The organism is Candidatus Symbiopectobacterium sp. NZEC135 (assembly GCF_025962695.1).
In genome coordinates, this window is record NZ_JAGFPF010000058.1 from 1 (window position 1) to 16,547 (window position 16,547).

Below are 16,547 nucleotides of genomic sequence, written 5' to 3' on the forward strand. Positions count from 1 at the left end.
CGCCAGGCTGACGTTATCCACCGCCTTTACGCTGCCAAACACCTTGGTGATGTTCTTCATTTCCAACAAGAACGGCATTCTCGCCTCCATCGTTCACGCGCCGCACACCCGGTAACGTAACTAACCTAAGCCCCGGAGCCAGAAGACCACGCGGGGCCAGTCACTCACTTCAGATCTGCAGCTTTATGGAACCCATCGGCAATGACAGTGGTTTCAATGTTGGATTTATCAACCGGCACTGGTTCTAACAGATACGACGGCACCGCTTTCAACCCATTCTCCAGCGAGGCATTGGATTTGGGGGTTTTGCCCGCGCCTAACGCGACGGCAATATCAGCGGCTTCCGTTGCCAGCTTGGTGATCGGTTTGTACACCGTCATGGTTTGTGTACCCGCGATAATGCGTTTTATCGCCGCTAAATCCGCATCCTGCCCGGAGATCGCTACCTTGCCCGCCAAGCCTTGCGCGGCCAGAGCCTGAATCGCACCACCCGCCGTAGCATCATTGGAGGCGACGACTGCCTGAATATTGTTATTGTTTGCCGTTAGTGCATTTTCCATAATTTTCAAGGCATTTTCTGGCAACCAAGCATCGACCCATTGATCGCCAACGACTTTTATTTTCCCAGCATCAATCAACGGTTTTAATATGTTCATCTGGCCCTTACGGAACAGTTTCGCATTATTGTCCACGGGCGAGCCGCCCATCAGGAAATAATTCCCTTGTGGCACTTTGTCAATCAGGTATTTCGCCTGTAGCTCTCCCACCTTTTCATTATCAAACGAAATATAAAAATCCACATCCGCGTTATTGATCATGCGGTCATAGGCTAAGACTTTGATACCTTCACGTTTTGCTTCTGCAATCACATTACTAAGCACCTGACCATTATAAGGAATAATAACCAGGACATCGACGCCGCGATTTATCATATTTTCTATTTGAGAAATCTGGGTTTCCTCATTGCCGTTCGAAGACTGAACGAACACTGTTGCCCCCTGCGCTTGCGCCTTGGCAACAAAAAGATCGCGATCTTTCTGCCAGCGCTCCAATCGCAAGTCATCGATTGCCATACCAATTTTCACCTCTTTGGCAAATCCAGGATGGCTTATTAACGCAAGTGCGGCACAGGCTGACAGTAAAAAGTGTTTAACTTTCATCATGAGTACCTTTCTTTTTTTAACGTTTAACGTGCAGGAAAGAAACGCTACCAAGCAGAAAAAGTGTTGCTGGTAACTGGCGAAGCTTCAATTACAGATTTTCACCAAGCAATTATGTTTTTTGGTTTAATCGTAATTTTATGAAGCCGGTCATATTTTATTGTTAACATCCTCAACCCTCTTCATTATTCATGAATGCGCATTCAGAATATTTCTTTCCGTTATTTTTGCGATCGGCCGCACACTTAATAATTATCTGAACACAAGTGTGAAATAACATAATTGAGCAAACGGCGATCCCCTCCGAAGATGAATAACAATGACCGCTTACCCGCTGAATGATTTTCTTGAGGAGTTCTCCATGCCAACCTATTTTGAACAAATTGAACGTGTTCGTTATGAAGGCCGCGGCACAACCAATCCCTTCGCATTCCGCCACTACAATCCCGATCAGGAAATTTTGGGGAAACGCATGTCAGAGCATCTGCGTTTCGCCGTCGCCTACTGGCACACCTTCTGTTGGAACGGTGCCGATATGTTTGGCGTCGGCTCCTTTGAGCGCCCTTGGCAAGCGGCAGGGGATCCCCTGGGATTAGCAAAGCAAAAAGCCGATATTGCCTTTGAGTTTTTCCAAAAACTGAACGTGCCTTACTACTGCTTCCACGATGTGGATATCGCCCCAGAAGGCAGTTCATTGAATGATTATCTGTATAATTTCCAAACTATTGTCGACAAATTTGCCGAAAAGCAGCAGCAAACGGGCGTGAAACTGCTTTGGGGAACCGCCAACTGCTTTACGCACCCTCGCTATGCTGCCGGTGCTGCCACCAACCCAGATCCGGAAATTTTTGCCTGGGCAGCGACACAAGTCTTTTCTGCCATGAATGCCACCCAGAAGCTCGGGGGAGAAAACTACGTGCTGTGGGGCGGGCGCGAAGGCTATGAAACCTTGCTCAATACCGATTTGCGTCAAGAACGGGAACAGATCGGCCGCTTTATGCAAATGGTGGTAGAACATAAGCATAAAATCGGTTTTCAGGGCACCCTGCTTATTGAGCCGAAGCCGCAGGAGCCTACCAAGCATCAATATGATTACGATGTGGCAACCGTTTACGGTTTCCTGAAACAGTTCGGTTTAGAAAAAGAGATCAAGGTTAATATTGAAGCAAACCACGCTACACTCGCAGGGCACACGTTCCACCATGAAATCGCTACTGCCATCGCACTGGGGATTTTTGGTTCGGTCGATGCCAACCGTGGCGACCCACAGTTAGGTTGGGATACCGATCAGTTCCCGAACAGTGTGGAAGAGAATGCCTTGATCATGTACGAGATCCTCAAAACGGGCGGCTTCACAACCGGTGGACTGAATTTTGACGCCAAAGTGCGTCGCCAAAGCACTGACCGTTACGATCTGTTCCACGCCCATATCGGTGCCATGGATACGCTGGCGTTGTCGCTAAAAGTCGCCGCCAGGATGCTGGAAGATGACAAGTTGAACCAATGGGTTGCCAAACGCTATGCGGGCTGGAACGGCGAACTCGGACAGCAAATCCTGCAAGGTAAACTTTCCCTTGAGCAATTGGCGAAACACGTCCAAGCAAAACAGCTCTCACCAAAACATCAAAGCGGGCATCAGGAGATGTTAGAGAATTTGATTAACGACTACCTGTATCAGTAACGGTTAAAAGCCGCCTATTCTCACGGATATTGCTGCGTGTCCGTGGGAATCGCACGGCGGGAAGTACAGCGGTATAGGCAGGTCTCTACACAAGGATTCCACACTATGTATATGGGTATCGATCTCGGCACGTCGGGTGTAAAGACCCTTCTGCTGAATGAGGAAGGCAGCGTCATTGCCGCACAAAGCGCACCGTTAACGGTATCCCGCCCCCATCCACTCTGGTCTGAGCAATCTCCCGAAGCATGGTGGGCGGCAACCGATGCCACGGTACAGGCGCTGGCAACACAGCACGATTTGCATGCCGTTAAGGCTATTGGCCTGACGGGGCAAATGCATGGTGCCACCTTGCTGGACAAACAGCATAGGGTATTGCGCCCCGCGATGCTGTGGAACGATGGTCGCAGTGCCGCCCAATGCAACACATTGGAACAAAAGGTGCCGAATTCTCGCCAGATTACGGGTAACCTGATGATGCCGGGCTTTACCGCACCCAAACTGAAATGGGTTCAGGAACATGAGCCCGCATGCTTTCAACACATTGATAAGGTCCTGCTCCCCAAAGACTACCTGCGCTGGCGTATGACGGGCGAATTTGCCAGCGACATGTCGGATGCCGCCGGTACGATGTGGCTGGATGTTGGCAAACGAGACTGGAGTGATACGTTGCTCGCCGCCTGTTCGCTCGATCGCGGGGCAATGCCTGACTTGTTTGAAGGCAATCAGATAACTGGTTACCTTTCTGGCTCGCTAGCACAGCGCTGGAACATGAAGAGCGTCCCGGTGGTGGCCGGTGGTGGTGATAACGCAGCGGGTGCCGTCGGGGTAGGCCTGTGGCAAACAGGGCAAGCCATGCTGTCACTGGGAACATCCGGCGTCTATTTTGCTGTCAGCGATGGCTTTCTCAGCAACCCGCAGCATGCGGTACACAGCTTCTGCCATGCCCTACCGGGCACCTGGCATTTGATGTCGGTGATATTGAGCGCGGCATCGTGTTTGGACTGGGCCGCCCGTTTGACCCATGCCGAAAGCGTACCGCAATTACTGGAAGAAGCGGCACAGGCGACTGTCAGCACCAGCGTACCGCCCGTCTGGTTCCTTCCCTACCTTTCAGGCGAGCGTACCCCGCACAATAATCCGCAGGCGAAAGGTGCATTTTGGGGGTTAACCCACCAGCACGGTCGGGCAGAGCTGGCGCGTGCCGTGCTGGAAGGCGTTGGGTTCGCACTTGCCGATGGCATGGACGTGCTGCACATGACCGGGCTGCGCCCCTCCAGCATCACCTTGATTGGCGGAGGTGCACGCAGCGCGTACTGGCGTCAAATGCTGGCGGATATCAGTGGACAGACGCTGGAATACCGCACCGGTGGCGATGTTGGTCCCGCGCTGGGGGCGGCACGGTTGGCCCAAAGCGCCGTGAATCCCGCTATCCCACTGGCCGATCTGTTACCCGAGCTGCCGCTTGAGCAGGTTCACCAGCCCGATGCCGCACAGCACGCCCGCTATACGCAGCAACGAGAAACGTTTCGAATGCTCTACCAGCAGTTGCACCCGTTGATGAATGATACCCATTAACTGACCCAACGCCGGATGTCGCAACGCCGCACCAACAGAGAGAGCAGCATGCTGCACACTACCGCGCAGAGAAAAACGTAAAAGATATCCAGTATTGGCCAGCCTTTCAGGGCCAGATCGCGAGTGCGAATAAAATGAATAATCAGGGCATGGAAGCCATAAATAGCCAGAGAATGGCGGGAGATCAGTGAGAATCCGGGCAAAGGTGCGCTTAATGCGGGAGCTTTGCACAGGATCATCAGGCACACCGCAGCAATAAACACCAACGGGTTGGCATAGAGGTAGAAGGTTTGAGTAAAGTTGTCGTTGGCTAACGTCTGCTGCGAGGTGCCCATCGCAATCAGCAGCACGCAGGCAACAAACAACGGCGCGGCACCCAGCGTAACCCAACGCGCAGGCGTTAACGTCCCTAAAGCGCGCCCCACCACCGCATACAGCAGGTAGTAAAACGTATCGCCCACAATATACGCATTGACCGGTAACAACGGGGTATGCCCTATCGTCAGTTCAGGCGTATTGGGATTGGCGACAACGGCCAGAATCAATACCACTACGGCAAGATAACGTCCTGATACTGGAGGAACCCGTATGAGCGGCGATAGCAGATAGATAACCAGAATGGCATAGACCACAGGTGATAAAAGACCGGCTTTTGCCAGAACAGCCGTAGCGCGTTGCCTGCATGAATAGGCGTCAGCAGCGCCATATACGCCAAGGCCACTGCGCTGTAAAACAGCAGGCAGAGGCCAATACGTAGCAGGTGCTTTTTTTCCGCCCGCCGCTCGCCAAAAAACAGGTAGCCGGAAATCATAAAGAACAGCGGAACACCCACCCGGCACGCGGAATTTAGCAAGTTTGCCACATCCCAATGGCGCTCTCCCGGCATGCCTGCCGCCGTAATGTAATAGGTGGTGCTATGAATCAACACCACCATCAGGCAGGCGACGGCGCGTAGATTATCGACCCAGCCAATCTTGTCCGACATGAGGCTCCCCTTTTGTTTTTAACAACATAAGGGTAGCCCCACTACGGGTATGCCTCAATGGCAGGGTTTCTGGAAATGCCGTTATGGCGATCGACTGACATCACAACACGAGTGAGTAAACGCGCGATGACTCACCCCATGAGTGATAGCCCTCTCCGGCATAGACAAATCCCACTTCTCATAGAATCCAACCAGATCGATAGCAACAAACCTTCAGAATAACCCGAGCGGTTTGTCGGAGTAACTCACCAACAAGCACTTGGTTTGCTGGTAGTGCTCCAGCATCATCTTGTGATTTTCACGGCCAATGCCTGACTGTTTATAGCCGCCAAAGGCCGCATGTGCCGGATAGGCATGGTAGCAGTTGGTCCACACGCGCCCCGCCTGAATACCGCGCCCCATACGGTAGGCGATGTTGCTGTTACGGCTCCACACCCCTGCGCCCAACCCATAATGGGTATCGTTAGCGATCTCCAGCGCATCATCCATGGTTTTAAACGTGGTAACCGCAAGCACCGGGCCAAAAATTTCCTCCTGGAACACGCGCATGCTGTTTTTTCCGAACAACACGGTCGGCTCCAGATAGTAGCCCTGCGTCAATGCGTCCGGCAACGCTTTACGCCGCCCGCCGGTCAGGATCCGTGCGCCTTCCTGCTTACCCACCTCAATATAATCAAGGATGGTTTTCAACTGGCCTTCTGATACCTGCGCCCCCATCATGGTCTGGCTGTCCAGTGGGTTACCAATGCGGATGGCTTCAACCCGTTTTATTGCTCGTTCCATAAAACGGTCGTAAATAGATTCCTGAATCAATGCTCGGCTTGGGCAGGTACACACTTCCCCCTGATTAAAAGCAAACAGCGTGAAACCTTCCAACACTTTGTCGAAGTAGCTGTCTTCTTTGTCCATCACGTCAGCAAAAAAGATATTAGGGGATTTCCCACCCAATTCCAGCGTCACGGGCACCACATTGCGCGCCGCATAGCTCATGATTTGCTGTCCGACCTCGGTGGAACCGGTAAACGCCACTTTCGCGATGCGCGGCGACGTCGCCAGATACTCACCAATCTCACTGCCAGAACCGTTCACCACGTTGACCACGCCCGGCGGCAATAAATCCTGAATCAGTTCCATCAGCATCAGCACAGAAAGCGGCGTCAATTTCGCCGGTTTAAGCACGATGCAGTTGCCTGCCGCCAGCGCCGGCGCCATTTTCCAGCAAGCCATCAGCAGGGGGAAATTCCATGGAATAATCTGCCCCACCACGCCCAGCGGTTCGTGAAAGTGGTAAGCGACCGTATCTTTATCGATCTCGCTGATCGCCCCTTCCTGCGCACGGGCACAGGCGGCAAAATAACGGAAATGGTCGATCGCCAGCGGCACGTCAGCCCCTATGGTTTCACGAATCGGTTTCCCGTTATCCCAAGTTTCCGCATACGCCAGCAGTTCCAGGTTCTCTTCCATGCGATCCGCAATCCGGTTCAGCAGTAAGGCACGATCCTGTACCGACATCGCCCCCCACTCCGCCTTGGCATTGTGGGCGGCATCCAGCGCATGATCGACATCACGCATGCCGGAGCTGGCGACTTCACACAGGGGTTGCCCGGTGACAGGCGTTAGGTTAACGAAATAGTCGCCACTGACCGGAGGCACCCAGGTACCACCAATAAAGTTGTCATAACGCTTTTTCAGATTGAGGGGATGAGCATAAGTGCCGGACGCGACCCGGTCTTCAGCGGTGTGATGTGCCATTGCGGTCTCCTGTTCTTCGCCGTAGGGTTACGCGGCCAGGCCGCGATGAAAACAGAGCCAATATGCAAAAAATTGCTAACATCAAGGACGGTCTACCAAGCGTATACACAAATCGGCTTTCCTGCCGCGCTGTTTAGCGACTCTTCGAGGAAACGCACACTTTGCCCCTCTTTTTGTGCCCTGGACCACAGGCAACACACCGCGTGCCACGATAAAACTCGCATCGCACCCGGTGGGGTGAAATAATGGCTTTCTACTCCAGAATGAACACCTTATGGGGATAAAACGTGGAAGAAGCGATCCCTGCGCTCGAGGGCGCATGCCAACGAACGGTACGCCATCAAGGCAGCCTGTCTCAGACCAAAGCTGACTGGCTGGCGGAAGAAGTGCCCGTCGCACTGGTATACAACGGCATTTCCCATGTGGTGATGATGGCTACGCCAAAAGACCTGGAAGCCTTCGCGTTAGGTTTTTCCCTGTCGGAAGGCATCATCACGTCACCACAAGAGATTTACGGCATGGACGTGCAGCCGGTCTGTAATGGTATTGAAGTCCAGATAGAACTCTCCACCCGCCGCTTTACCGGGCTGAAAGAGCGCCGCCGCGCGATGAACGGCCGCACTGGCTGCGGCGTCTGTGGTGTCGAACAGTTGGAAGAGATCGGTAAGCCGGTCGCACCGCTGCCCTTCACGCAAAGCTTCTCGCTGAATCACCTAGATGCTGGGCTAAAGCAGCTCAAAGACGTGCAGCACATCGGCCAATTGACCGGTTCTACCCATGCGGCAGCTTGGCTTTCCAGCGAAGGGACTATTTTGGGCGGCTGCGAAGATGTGGGTCGCCACGTGGCGCTCGATAAACTGCTGGGCGTGCGGGCTACGCGCCCCTGGCACTCGGGTGCCGTGTTGGTTTCCAGCCGTGCCAGCTATGAGATGGTGCAAAAAGCCGCGATGTGCGGCGTCGAGATCCTGTTTGCTGTCTCAGCGGCAACGTCGCTCGCCATTGATGTGGCTGAACGCTGCAATCTGACGCTGGCGGGCTTTTGCCGCCCAGGCCGGGCGACGGTTTATACCCATCCACAGCGCCTGCTCGACAGCGTATGAGGCCTGTGCGGATAGATTAATCTGTTTTTAGCTTAGGCAACAATGATATAACCGTTTGTTTTCCGGGGGTAAACGTGCGAACACCGTGTGATGGCGACGCGAATAATCGTTTTCAAGATCATTTAATTAACTATAATGAACCTCATGATTACGCGACGCTAACAAACGGTTGTTTGTTAACCACTACCGCTTGAAGCGTGCCGTACCTGACTATCACGCGCGCGCCACAACCAAGACCAAGCACGCTCGCGATTATTTAGTAGTACAACTATGGAGATGATAAATATGAGTTATTCACTGCCATCCCTGCCTTACGCTTATGACGCGCTGGAACCGCATTTCGACAAACAAACGATGGAAATCCATCACTCCAAGCACCACCAAGCTTACGTCAATAACGCTAACGCAGCGCTGGAAAGTCTGCCGGAATTCGCTAGCCTCTCCGCAGAAGAGCTGATCGCCAAACTGGATAAAGTACCGGCCGAGAAAAAAGCGGTACTGCGTAACAACGCCGGCGGCCATGCTAACCACAGCCTGTTCTGGAAAGGCCTGAAACTCGGCACCACGCTGGGCGGTGCCCTGAAAGCGGCTATCGAACGCGATTTCGGCAGCGTTGATGCTTTCAAAGAAAAATTTGAGCAAGCTGCTGCTACCCGTTTCGGCTCTGGCTGGGCGTGGCTGGTATTGAAAGAAGACGGCAAGCTGGCTGTGGTTTCTACCGCTAACCAGGATAGCCCGCTGATGGGTGAAGCGGTATCTGGCGCATCCGGTTACCCGATCGTCGCGCTTGACGTGTGGGAACACGCTTACTACCTGAAATATCAAAACCGTCGCCCGGATTACATCAAAGCATTCTGGAACGTGGTGAACTGGGACGAAGCGGCTGCGCGTTTTGCTGCTGCCAAATAATTTGTCCTGACGACATAAACGCATAAAACCGAAATAACATTTTGTTATTTCGGTTTTTTTTACTTTTCACTCGCTGACTCGATTCATCTTTCTTACATTTAAACAATTAAAAAATTTTTTAAAGGCGCGTTTTTCATTTATGCTGCCGGGGTTAATTCGCCGAAATCACGCTGTGTTTTGTGCTGCCTCCTTTGCGGCACACGCTGCCTTGTACCCGGATTATGGCGATTAACACCGCATCAGATGGCAGTCCCTGCTGTCTGAAGTAGGCAGTCTATCCCACCCGGATTTTTACCATGGGAAGGTGAATACGGTTTGTACGGTGCAATACGGTACATAGCCATACGCTGACACGGAGCTTGTCTTTCTTTCCTGACGTGCCTTCAGTCTGACACCTCATCGCACAGCGAGAGCTTGTGCGCTCCCCGGATAGACGCCATTGTTTGGCTTCACACACAGTGGAAAACAGAATGGCTATCAAGTTTGAAAATATCAACGTCGGTAAGAAATTAGGGCTGGGGTTCTTTTTAGTATTGCTGTTAACCGCGCTGATTGCCGGCGCGGGAATTAACTACATTGAGTCGTTACAAGAGAGTATTCAAAAAGTTAATTTGAGTAATCAGATTAATTCCGAAGTTAATCAGGCGAAGTATTACCGTGCCCGCTTTGGTGCCAATTACGATCTGGATGACATCAAACAAAACAGTATTCATATCGACAACATCAATACACTGGTCGCCCAGGCCAAGACGCTAAGCTGGTCTGCTCAGGATAGCAAAACGCTCGATAGCATCACGACCACGATCAACAGCTACAAGCAGCAGCGCCAAAACTATCTGGATGCTGTTACCACCAAAGATAATGTCAGAAAAAGCTGGAGCCTGGACGGCACCGATCAGGTAATGAGCAAGCTTGACGACCAACTACGCGCGATGGGCGATAGCCAATCACAGCAACTGCTGCTGGCCGATTTCAAAACCAAACTGATGACAGTGCGCTTCCATCTGGACAATTTGCTGCTGGAACGCACCAAGGCAGCAGAAGAAACGCTGACCGACGCCATCAATGAAGCGCAGACAGCATTGACTTTCCTGAGCCAGAGCCTTTCCGTCGAGCAGAAGGAAACACTGGACCCGGTTCTGAGCACCATGAACCATTATGAGGAACAGGTGCTCTCTTACATGCCGGCTTATCAGAAGGAGATAGAGAGCGTCACGCAGATGAACGACATCGCCGTAGCGCTGAGCGATCGCATCACCGAGCTACTGAACGCACAGTTGCAGCAAACCGACCACAACGTGCGCACCTCAGAAATCCAGTTGACCGTGACAGCCTTGATCACCCTGCTGGCGGGTCTGCTGATCGCCTGGTTTATTTCACGACAAATCACCGCGCCGCTCAACCATACGCTGACCATTGCCGAACGCATTGCCACCGGGGATCTGACCATGAACATGTCGACCTCGCGCCGTGACGAACTGGGTCAGTTGTTGAACGCCATGGCAAAAATGAACGACAATCTGCACCACATGATTGATGATATCCGCGTTGGCGTTGGTCAAATCTCTACCGCTGCCAGCGAGATCGTCGCCGGTAATACCGATCTCTCTTCTCGCACCGAACAGCAAGCGGCAGCCGTTGAGCAAACAGCGGCCAGCATGGAGCAACTGACCGCCACCGTGAAGCAGAATGCGGATAACGCCAACCATGCCAACAAATTGGTGGTGAATGCTTCGCAAACCGCCAAACAGGGTGGCGAGCAGGTAGGCCATGTGGTGCAAACCATGGTGGATATCGAACAGAGCTCCAAGCGTATTGCTGAAATCACTTCTGTTATCAACGGCATTGCCTTCCAGACCAACATTCTGGCGCTGAATGCCGCGGTCGAAGCAGCGCGCGCTGGGGAACAAGGGCGTGGTTTTGCCGTGGTGGCTGGCGAAGTGCGCAATCTGGCACAGCGCAGCTCTCAAGCCGCCAAAGAGATCGAAGGGCTTATCAGTGAGTCCGTCACGCAAATCAGTCAAGGCGCCAATCTGGTCACTAACGCGGGCAAGACCATGGATAACATCGTGAAATCGGTGACGCAAGTACACGATATCATGGGCGAAATTGCCACCGCGTCTGAAGAACAGAGCCGTGGTATTGCTCAGGTCAGCCAGGCGATTGCAGAAATGGATGGCACCACGCAGCAGAACGCCGCGTTGGTAGAGCAATCCGCCGCCGCCGCTAACTCACTGGAAGAGCAAACGCAGGTGTTAACGGAGGCGGTATCGGTATTTCGCCTTACACAAACCGCAGACGGAGCGACCCCCGCCCTCGGCTATGGCGAACGCCCGGCACAGCTCAACTATCAGCGGTAAAAACCCGAGGTAAGTATCAACCGACCAGAAATAAGGTTGATATTACATTCTGCGTCGTAAAAATTCCGCGTCGTAAAAAAACGGGCGGTGCGCTATCAAAAACGCACCGCCCGTCGACATTCGGAACTGCAAAACCTAGAAGGCTTTCTTAAGGCTAATCTGCGAGATTAATGCCGTCAGAGAAAGCACCAGCGTGGAACGCACCACCTGCTGATAACGCTGCTGCTGCATTGGGATCAGCAAGGGATCGGTTGGCTCCCCCCCCATTGGCCGTTCGGGAGGATGCGGCAACCCGGTGACACAGTGCAGCTCTGTAATCGGCCCGAGAATTTCATCATCGGTAAAGCGATAGTCGTTTTCGTCGTGGAATAGCTCTTCCCCTAACGCCATCACCAACTCGGCATCTTCATACTCTTTACGGCTGATCATACCCAGACCGTAAATCAGCTTTAAACGCACCGAGAGATCCCCTAACGGACCGCTGCTGGTCATTAGCGGCTCTACCGCGTATTTCACCGCATAATCGTCTTTACGGAAGATTTGCAGCATGAGAATACTCGCGGCTTCAGCCAACAGCTCAACCGCTTTCAGCATAAAGCTGCGCACCGTTTTCGCCGCATTGAGGGATTCCAGCACGCGATTCTCAAAGGCTTGAGTTTCTTCCATCATAACGTCCCTGCCGAACGGCGCAAATTATTGCATGGCGTTATACACACTCACTGCTTGCTCCACAACCTTACTCTGCGCATCCAGACCAGAAATTTGCGCCAACGCAGCCTGTGGCCCCAGGCTATCCAACAGCGCCGCCAGTTCCTGCGCCTGCGGGTCCTGCTCGCTGCGGTAATGCATAGCCGCCGCGATACCGATAATCAGGTTGTCATTGGGCAATTGGTATTCCAGTGTGCCCAGCAGCGGTTTGATCAGGCGATCGCCTGCGCTGAGTTTACGCAGTGGCTGACGCCCAACCCGCTCAACATCGTCATGCAGATAAGGATTTTCGAAGCGGCTTAAAATCTTGTTGATGTAGGCAGCATGTTTCTTGGCATCAAAACCGTAACGCTTAATCAGCACAGCCCCGCTCTCTTCCATCGCTCCACGCACGACAGCGCGCACCTCGGTATCCAAAATAGCATCGCGGATCGTCTGATGACGAGCCTGCTGCCCAAGATACGCAGTAATGGCATGGCCAGTATTGAGTGTAAACAGCTTACGTTCAACGAATGCCATCAGATTATCGGTTAACTCCATACCTGCAATCTGCGGGAGCGGCCCGACAAATTGGGTTTGGTCGACAATCCATTCACTGAAGGTTTCTACCGTCACGGCCAACGGGTCATCCTGGCTCGCTTCCACCGGTGGCACAATGCGGTCTACCGCCGAATCAACAAAACCTACGTGCGCGTTGACCCATGCCTGCTCGTTCTCCGGCAAATGCTTCCACACGTGCTGTTTTAACTGCGTGGTACCGCGCACCATATTTTCACAAGCAATGATATTCAGTGGGCGCGTATTGCCCTGCGCATGGCGCTTTACCAACCCCTGAGCAATGGCACCCGCGATTTTTTCGAGAATTTGCGGCCCTACCGCCGTCGTCACCACATCGGCCTCGGCAATCAGCGCCACGGCTTCCGGGCTCGCACTATGCACCGCGCTGACGTTGCTGACCGTTTCCAACTGCGTCTGCTCGCCGACCACTTTCACCTGATACTGCTTACGGCTGTTGATGGCATCCAGCAGCGGCTGGTTCACATCTGCAAAGGTGAGTTCGATGTTGGCATCTGCCAGCAGTTTTCCGATAAACCCGCGTCCGATATTTCCGGCACCAAAATGTAAAGCTTTCATCATGCGTTAACCTTTAAAAACGATGGCAAAAAAAGAGGCCGCCCGAAGGCGGCGCTGCCGATGTATCAGGCACTCTTTTTCTCGGAGAGCAGGTCCAGCACGTCCTGCACATCCTGGGTCTGCGCCAAACGAGCAATCACGGTGTCATCGTCCAGCGCATTGGTCAGGCGGGTGATCACCGCAATATGTTCGTTATTACGCGCTGCGATACCGATCACCAATTTTGCGACGTCATCTTCATCCTCACCGAAGCGCACCCCCTGCGGATATTGGCAGAAGACGATGCCGGTTTTCAGCACACGATCTTTGGCTTCAATGGTGCCATGCGGCACGGCGATAGATTCGCCCAGATAGGTCGAGGTCAGCTTTTCACGCGCCAGCATCGCATCCACATATTCCGGCTCGACATAGCCACCTTTCACCAGTTGCTCACCGGCAAAGCGAATCGCCTGCTCTTTATCGCTCGCCTGCAAGTTCAGGAATACGTTAGCCGCGCCCAGTTGGAACAAGGTGGCGGCTTGCGGCTCAGCAACCGGTGCAGCAGCAGAGCTGCCACCCGCCGGCTGAGCGGCGGCCAGGCGACTCACCAAATCGCTGTACAACTGGCTGTCGAGGAAGTTGGTCAGCGAGATATGCTGCGCTTGTGGCGCATGGCGCAGGGCGCGTTCGGTCAAATCACGGTGCGTAATCACCAGATCGACATCCTCAGGCAAGCTGTTGATGGCGCTATTGGTGACAGATATTTGCGTCAGCCCGGCATCCTGCACTTTCTTGCGCAATACGCCCGCGCCCATGGCGCTGGAGCCCATGCCAGCATCACAAGCCACGATGATTTTGCGCACGGTGCTCAGATCGCCGCTGATACCGGTGGGTACTGAACCACCTTTGGAAGCCGCTTTCATCTCTTGCACACGGCGTGTGGCTTCATCCAGATCGTCACCCTCTTTTACCTTGGTGCTTTTCAGCAGGATCGCTGACAGCACAAAGGAGACGGCAAACGCAGCAGCAATCGCCACGATATTGGCAAAATATGCCCCTTTCGGCGTCATTGCCAACACGGCCAGAATAGAGCCCGGAGAAGCCGGAGCCGCCAGGCCACCGCCCAGCAGAGTCAGCGTGAACACCCCAGTCATGCCGCCCAGAATCACCGCAATCAGCAGGCGCGGGTTCATCAGCACATACGGGAAATAGATTTCGTGAATACCACCCAGGAAGTGGATGATGGCCGCGCCCGGCGCGGACACTTTGGCATTACCGCGACCAAAGAACATGTACGCCATCAGCACACCCATCCCCGGACCGGGGTTGGCTTCAATCAGGAAGAAAATGGATTTGCCTACTTCCGACGCCTGTTGGATACCCAGCGGCGAGAAGATACCGTGGTTAATGGCGTTGTTCAGGAACAGGATTTTTGCGGGTTCAACGAAGATAGAGGTGAGCGGCAGCAGGTTATTCTGCACCATCAAATCTACACCCGCAGCCAAACCTTTAGATAAAAACGCCACCAACGGGCCAATCGCCAAAAACGCCAGAATAGCCAACAACATGCCAATGATACCGGCAGAGAAGTTGTTCACCAGCATTTCAAAGCCGCTTTTGACCTTGCCATCAACGATGCGGTCAAAACGTTTAATGGTCCATCCGCCCAACGGACCAACAATCATCGCGCCGAGGAACATCGGCATATCAACACCGACGATCACCCCCATCGTGGTGATGGCACCGACCACGCCACCGCGATCGCCCGCCACCAAACGGCCACCGGTGTAACCGATAAGCAGCGGCAGCAGATAGGTGATCATCGGCCCCACCAGCTTGGCAAGTGTCGCATTCGGCAACCAACCGGTTGGAATGAACAACATGGTAATCAGGCCCCAGGCGATAAACGCCCCGATATTGGGCATTACCATGTTGCTCAGGAAGCGGCCAAAATTCTGAACTTTGACCTTGGTATCTGCTGTGAGCATAAAAACACACCCCTATTCAAACGCGCGATCGCAAGCGCGTGTGGTCATTATCGTGAGACGGTGTGACTGCCTTCCGTCGGTAGAGATCGTGCGGACTCTAGCACGTCGGTTTGATACCGCAACCTCACGGCCATATGTGACAAACGTCACACATAATCCCCACATCATTGCTACATTTTAGTGACTGAGTTCACATAAAATCACCGAATGCGGTCAATTCGACGCATCATCATCCGCATCAACGGCAGCACAATGTGACCTTAATCACATTACAGCGCCGTGATTTTGTTCTTGTTATGTGACTCAAATCACTAAATATCATCACCACCTCGCGTTATTGCCCTATAGCGATGGTTTCAACAACGGTAAAAGCGGTGGTAATCCGTTCATCAAGTCGCGCTGCTGTGTTGCCAGAGGCGTAATCAGCGCGTTGTAGCGCACCGCCTGCTGCGCCGTTTCAAACTGCACCTGATTTCCCACAAAAGTGACCTGCTTGCCCTGAGCCGCAAGGAAGTCACCCACTTGCGCCAACTGCTGTGCCAGCGTGGTGGCGGTCGGCACCACGTTCCCTAATGCCGCCGCCGGTTGGGCAACCACTTGCGAGTAAACGCGCTCATACAGCACTTGCACCTCTTGCGGCTGATTCAGATTACGGCGGGCGGAATCTGCCTGGGTTTTTGCCGCCTGCACCTGCTGCCCCAGCAGGTTTATCGCGCCGACAGCGCTACGCACACCGTCACGTTGCGTCAAATAATCCTGTGGCACACGAATCTGAGAAACGTGCTCCAATAACGGTTTGAGGCTCACCGCCAGGCTTTGCCGCAACTGCTGGGAAAAGGTGGTTAAGACGGCGTAATCATTGGCAAAAGGACCTAACCGTTTTTTCTGATCGTCACTCAGTGCAGGCGGCACGCTACCCGGTTGCGATGGCACACTTTGCAATACCGCGATAAACGCTTTGCGCTGATCCGCTTCGCTATCACCACAGGCCGCCAGTTGGAACACCATACCCAACGCCAGCACCAGCAATAGCCAGCGCGAACGCCACCCCATTGTTATCGTCATGCCATACTCCTTATGCACGTCTTATCCGGTGTAGAAGCGGACCACATTGCTCCGCCTTATCCCTAAGCATAGTCGAATCAGCGCGATACCCTCGTTTTTCTGCCAAGCCAGCGGGATACAGAGGATGTGATGGTCAGACAACAGTGCCCTG

At 53.4% G+C, this 16,547-nt stretch carries 11 protein-coding genes and 2 pseudogenes; 5 read left to right on the top strand and 8 right to left on the bottom strand.

From position 1 onward, the window contains the following. A pseudogene (locus J5224_RS19765) lies at positions 1–78 on the bottom strand (ABC transporter family protein); the annotation flags it as partial. An 86-nt stretch (positions 79–164) separates the two neighbouring features. Then, positions 165–1,160 (bottom strand): D-xylose ABC transporter substrate-binding protein, encoded by a 996-nt coding sequence (gene xylF, locus J5224_RS19770; protein ID WP_264626996.1) that lies wholly within the window; start codon positions 1,158–1,160, stop codon positions 165–167. Between the two features lie 361 nt (positions 1,161–1,521). On the opposite strand from xylF, the gene xylA reads away from it, so the two are divergent. Both xylA and xylB read left to right on the top strand, forming a co-directional pair. Then, positions 1,522–2,841, top strand: coding sequence for a xylose isomerase (gene xylA, locus J5224_RS19775; protein WP_264626978.1), 1,320 nt, complete (start codon positions 1,522–1,524; stop codon positions 2,839–2,841). A 105-nt stretch (positions 2,842–2,946) separates the two neighbouring features. Beyond that, positions 2,947–4,416 (top strand): xylulokinase, encoded by a 1,470-nt coding sequence (gene xylB / locus J5224_RS19780; protein WP_264626979.1) that lies wholly within the window; start codon positions 2,947–2,949, stop codon positions 4,414–4,416. Here xylB and J5224_RS19785 read toward each other — a convergent pair. Continuing rightward, positions 4,413–5,401: pseudogene (locus tag J5224_RS19785) on the bottom strand (acyltransferase). The gene xylB and the pseudogene J5224_RS19785 overlap by 4 nt on opposite strands. A gap of 213 nt (positions 5,402–5,614) precedes the next feature. After that, a complete protein-coding gene (locus J5224_RS19790; RefSeq protein WP_264626980.1) occupies positions 5,615–7,153 on the bottom strand; it encodes an aldehyde dehydrogenase family protein in 1,539 nt (512 codons plus the stop codon). A gap of 287 nt (positions 7,154–7,440) precedes the next feature. Between J5224_RS19790 and fdhD the strand changes: the two genes are divergently transcribed. The 3 genes from fdhD to J5224_RS19805 all read left to right on the top strand — a co-directional run bounded on the left by fdhD (position 7,441) and on the right by J5224_RS19805 (position 11,522). Then, positions 7,441–8,253 (top strand): formate dehydrogenase accessory sulfurtransferase FdhD, encoded by an 813-nt coding sequence (fdhD, locus tag J5224_RS19795; protein WP_413544705.1) that lies wholly within the window; start codon positions 7,441–7,443, stop codon positions 8,251–8,253. A 285-nt stretch (positions 8,254–8,538) separates the two neighbouring features. Continuing rightward, positions 8,539–9,162, top strand: a complete 624-nt coding sequence (gene sodA, locus J5224_RS19800) for a superoxide dismutase [Mn] (RefSeq protein WP_264626981.1) — start codon at positions 8,539–8,541, stop codon at positions 9,160–9,162. 470 nt (positions 9,163–9,632) lie between these two features. Next, the gene (locus tag J5224_RS19805; RefSeq protein ID WP_264626982.1) at positions 9,633–11,522 is read left to right on the top strand and encodes a methyl-accepting chemotaxis protein; all 1,890 of its coding nucleotides are present in this window, start codon (positions 9,633–9,635) and stop codon (positions 11,520–11,522) included. A gap of 135 nt (positions 11,523–11,657) precedes the next feature. Here J5224_RS19805 and J5224_RS19810 read toward each other — a convergent pair whose 3' ends face one another. From J5224_RS19810 to J5224_RS19825, 4 genes are all read right to left on the bottom strand, one after another. Further along, the gene (locus J5224_RS19810; protein ID WP_264626983.1) at positions 11,658–12,191 is read right to left on the bottom strand and encodes an MltR family transcriptional regulator; all 534 of its coding nucleotides are present in this window, start codon (positions 12,189–12,191) and stop codon (positions 11,658–11,660) included. A 24-nt stretch (positions 12,192–12,215) separates the two neighbouring features. Next, on the bottom strand, positions 12,216–13,364 hold the full coding sequence (locus J5224_RS19815) for a mannitol-1-phosphate 5-dehydrogenase (protein WP_264626998.1): 1,149 nt from the start codon (positions 13,362–13,364) through the stop codon (positions 12,216–12,218). 65 nt (positions 13,365–13,429) lie between these two features. After that, complete coding sequence (locus J5224_RS19820; protein WP_264626984.1) at positions 13,430–15,331, bottom strand: PTS mannitol transporter subunit IICBA; 1,902 nt, start codon at positions 15,329–15,331, stop codon at positions 13,430–13,432. 342 nt (positions 15,332–15,673) lie between these two features. After that, positions 15,674–16,396: a DUF3053 domain-containing protein gene (locus J5224_RS19825; protein WP_264626985.1), complete on the bottom strand. Its 723-nt coding sequence runs from the start codon at positions 16,394–16,396 to the stop codon at positions 15,674–15,676. Between the last annotated feature and the right edge of the window lie 151 nt (positions 16,397–16,547).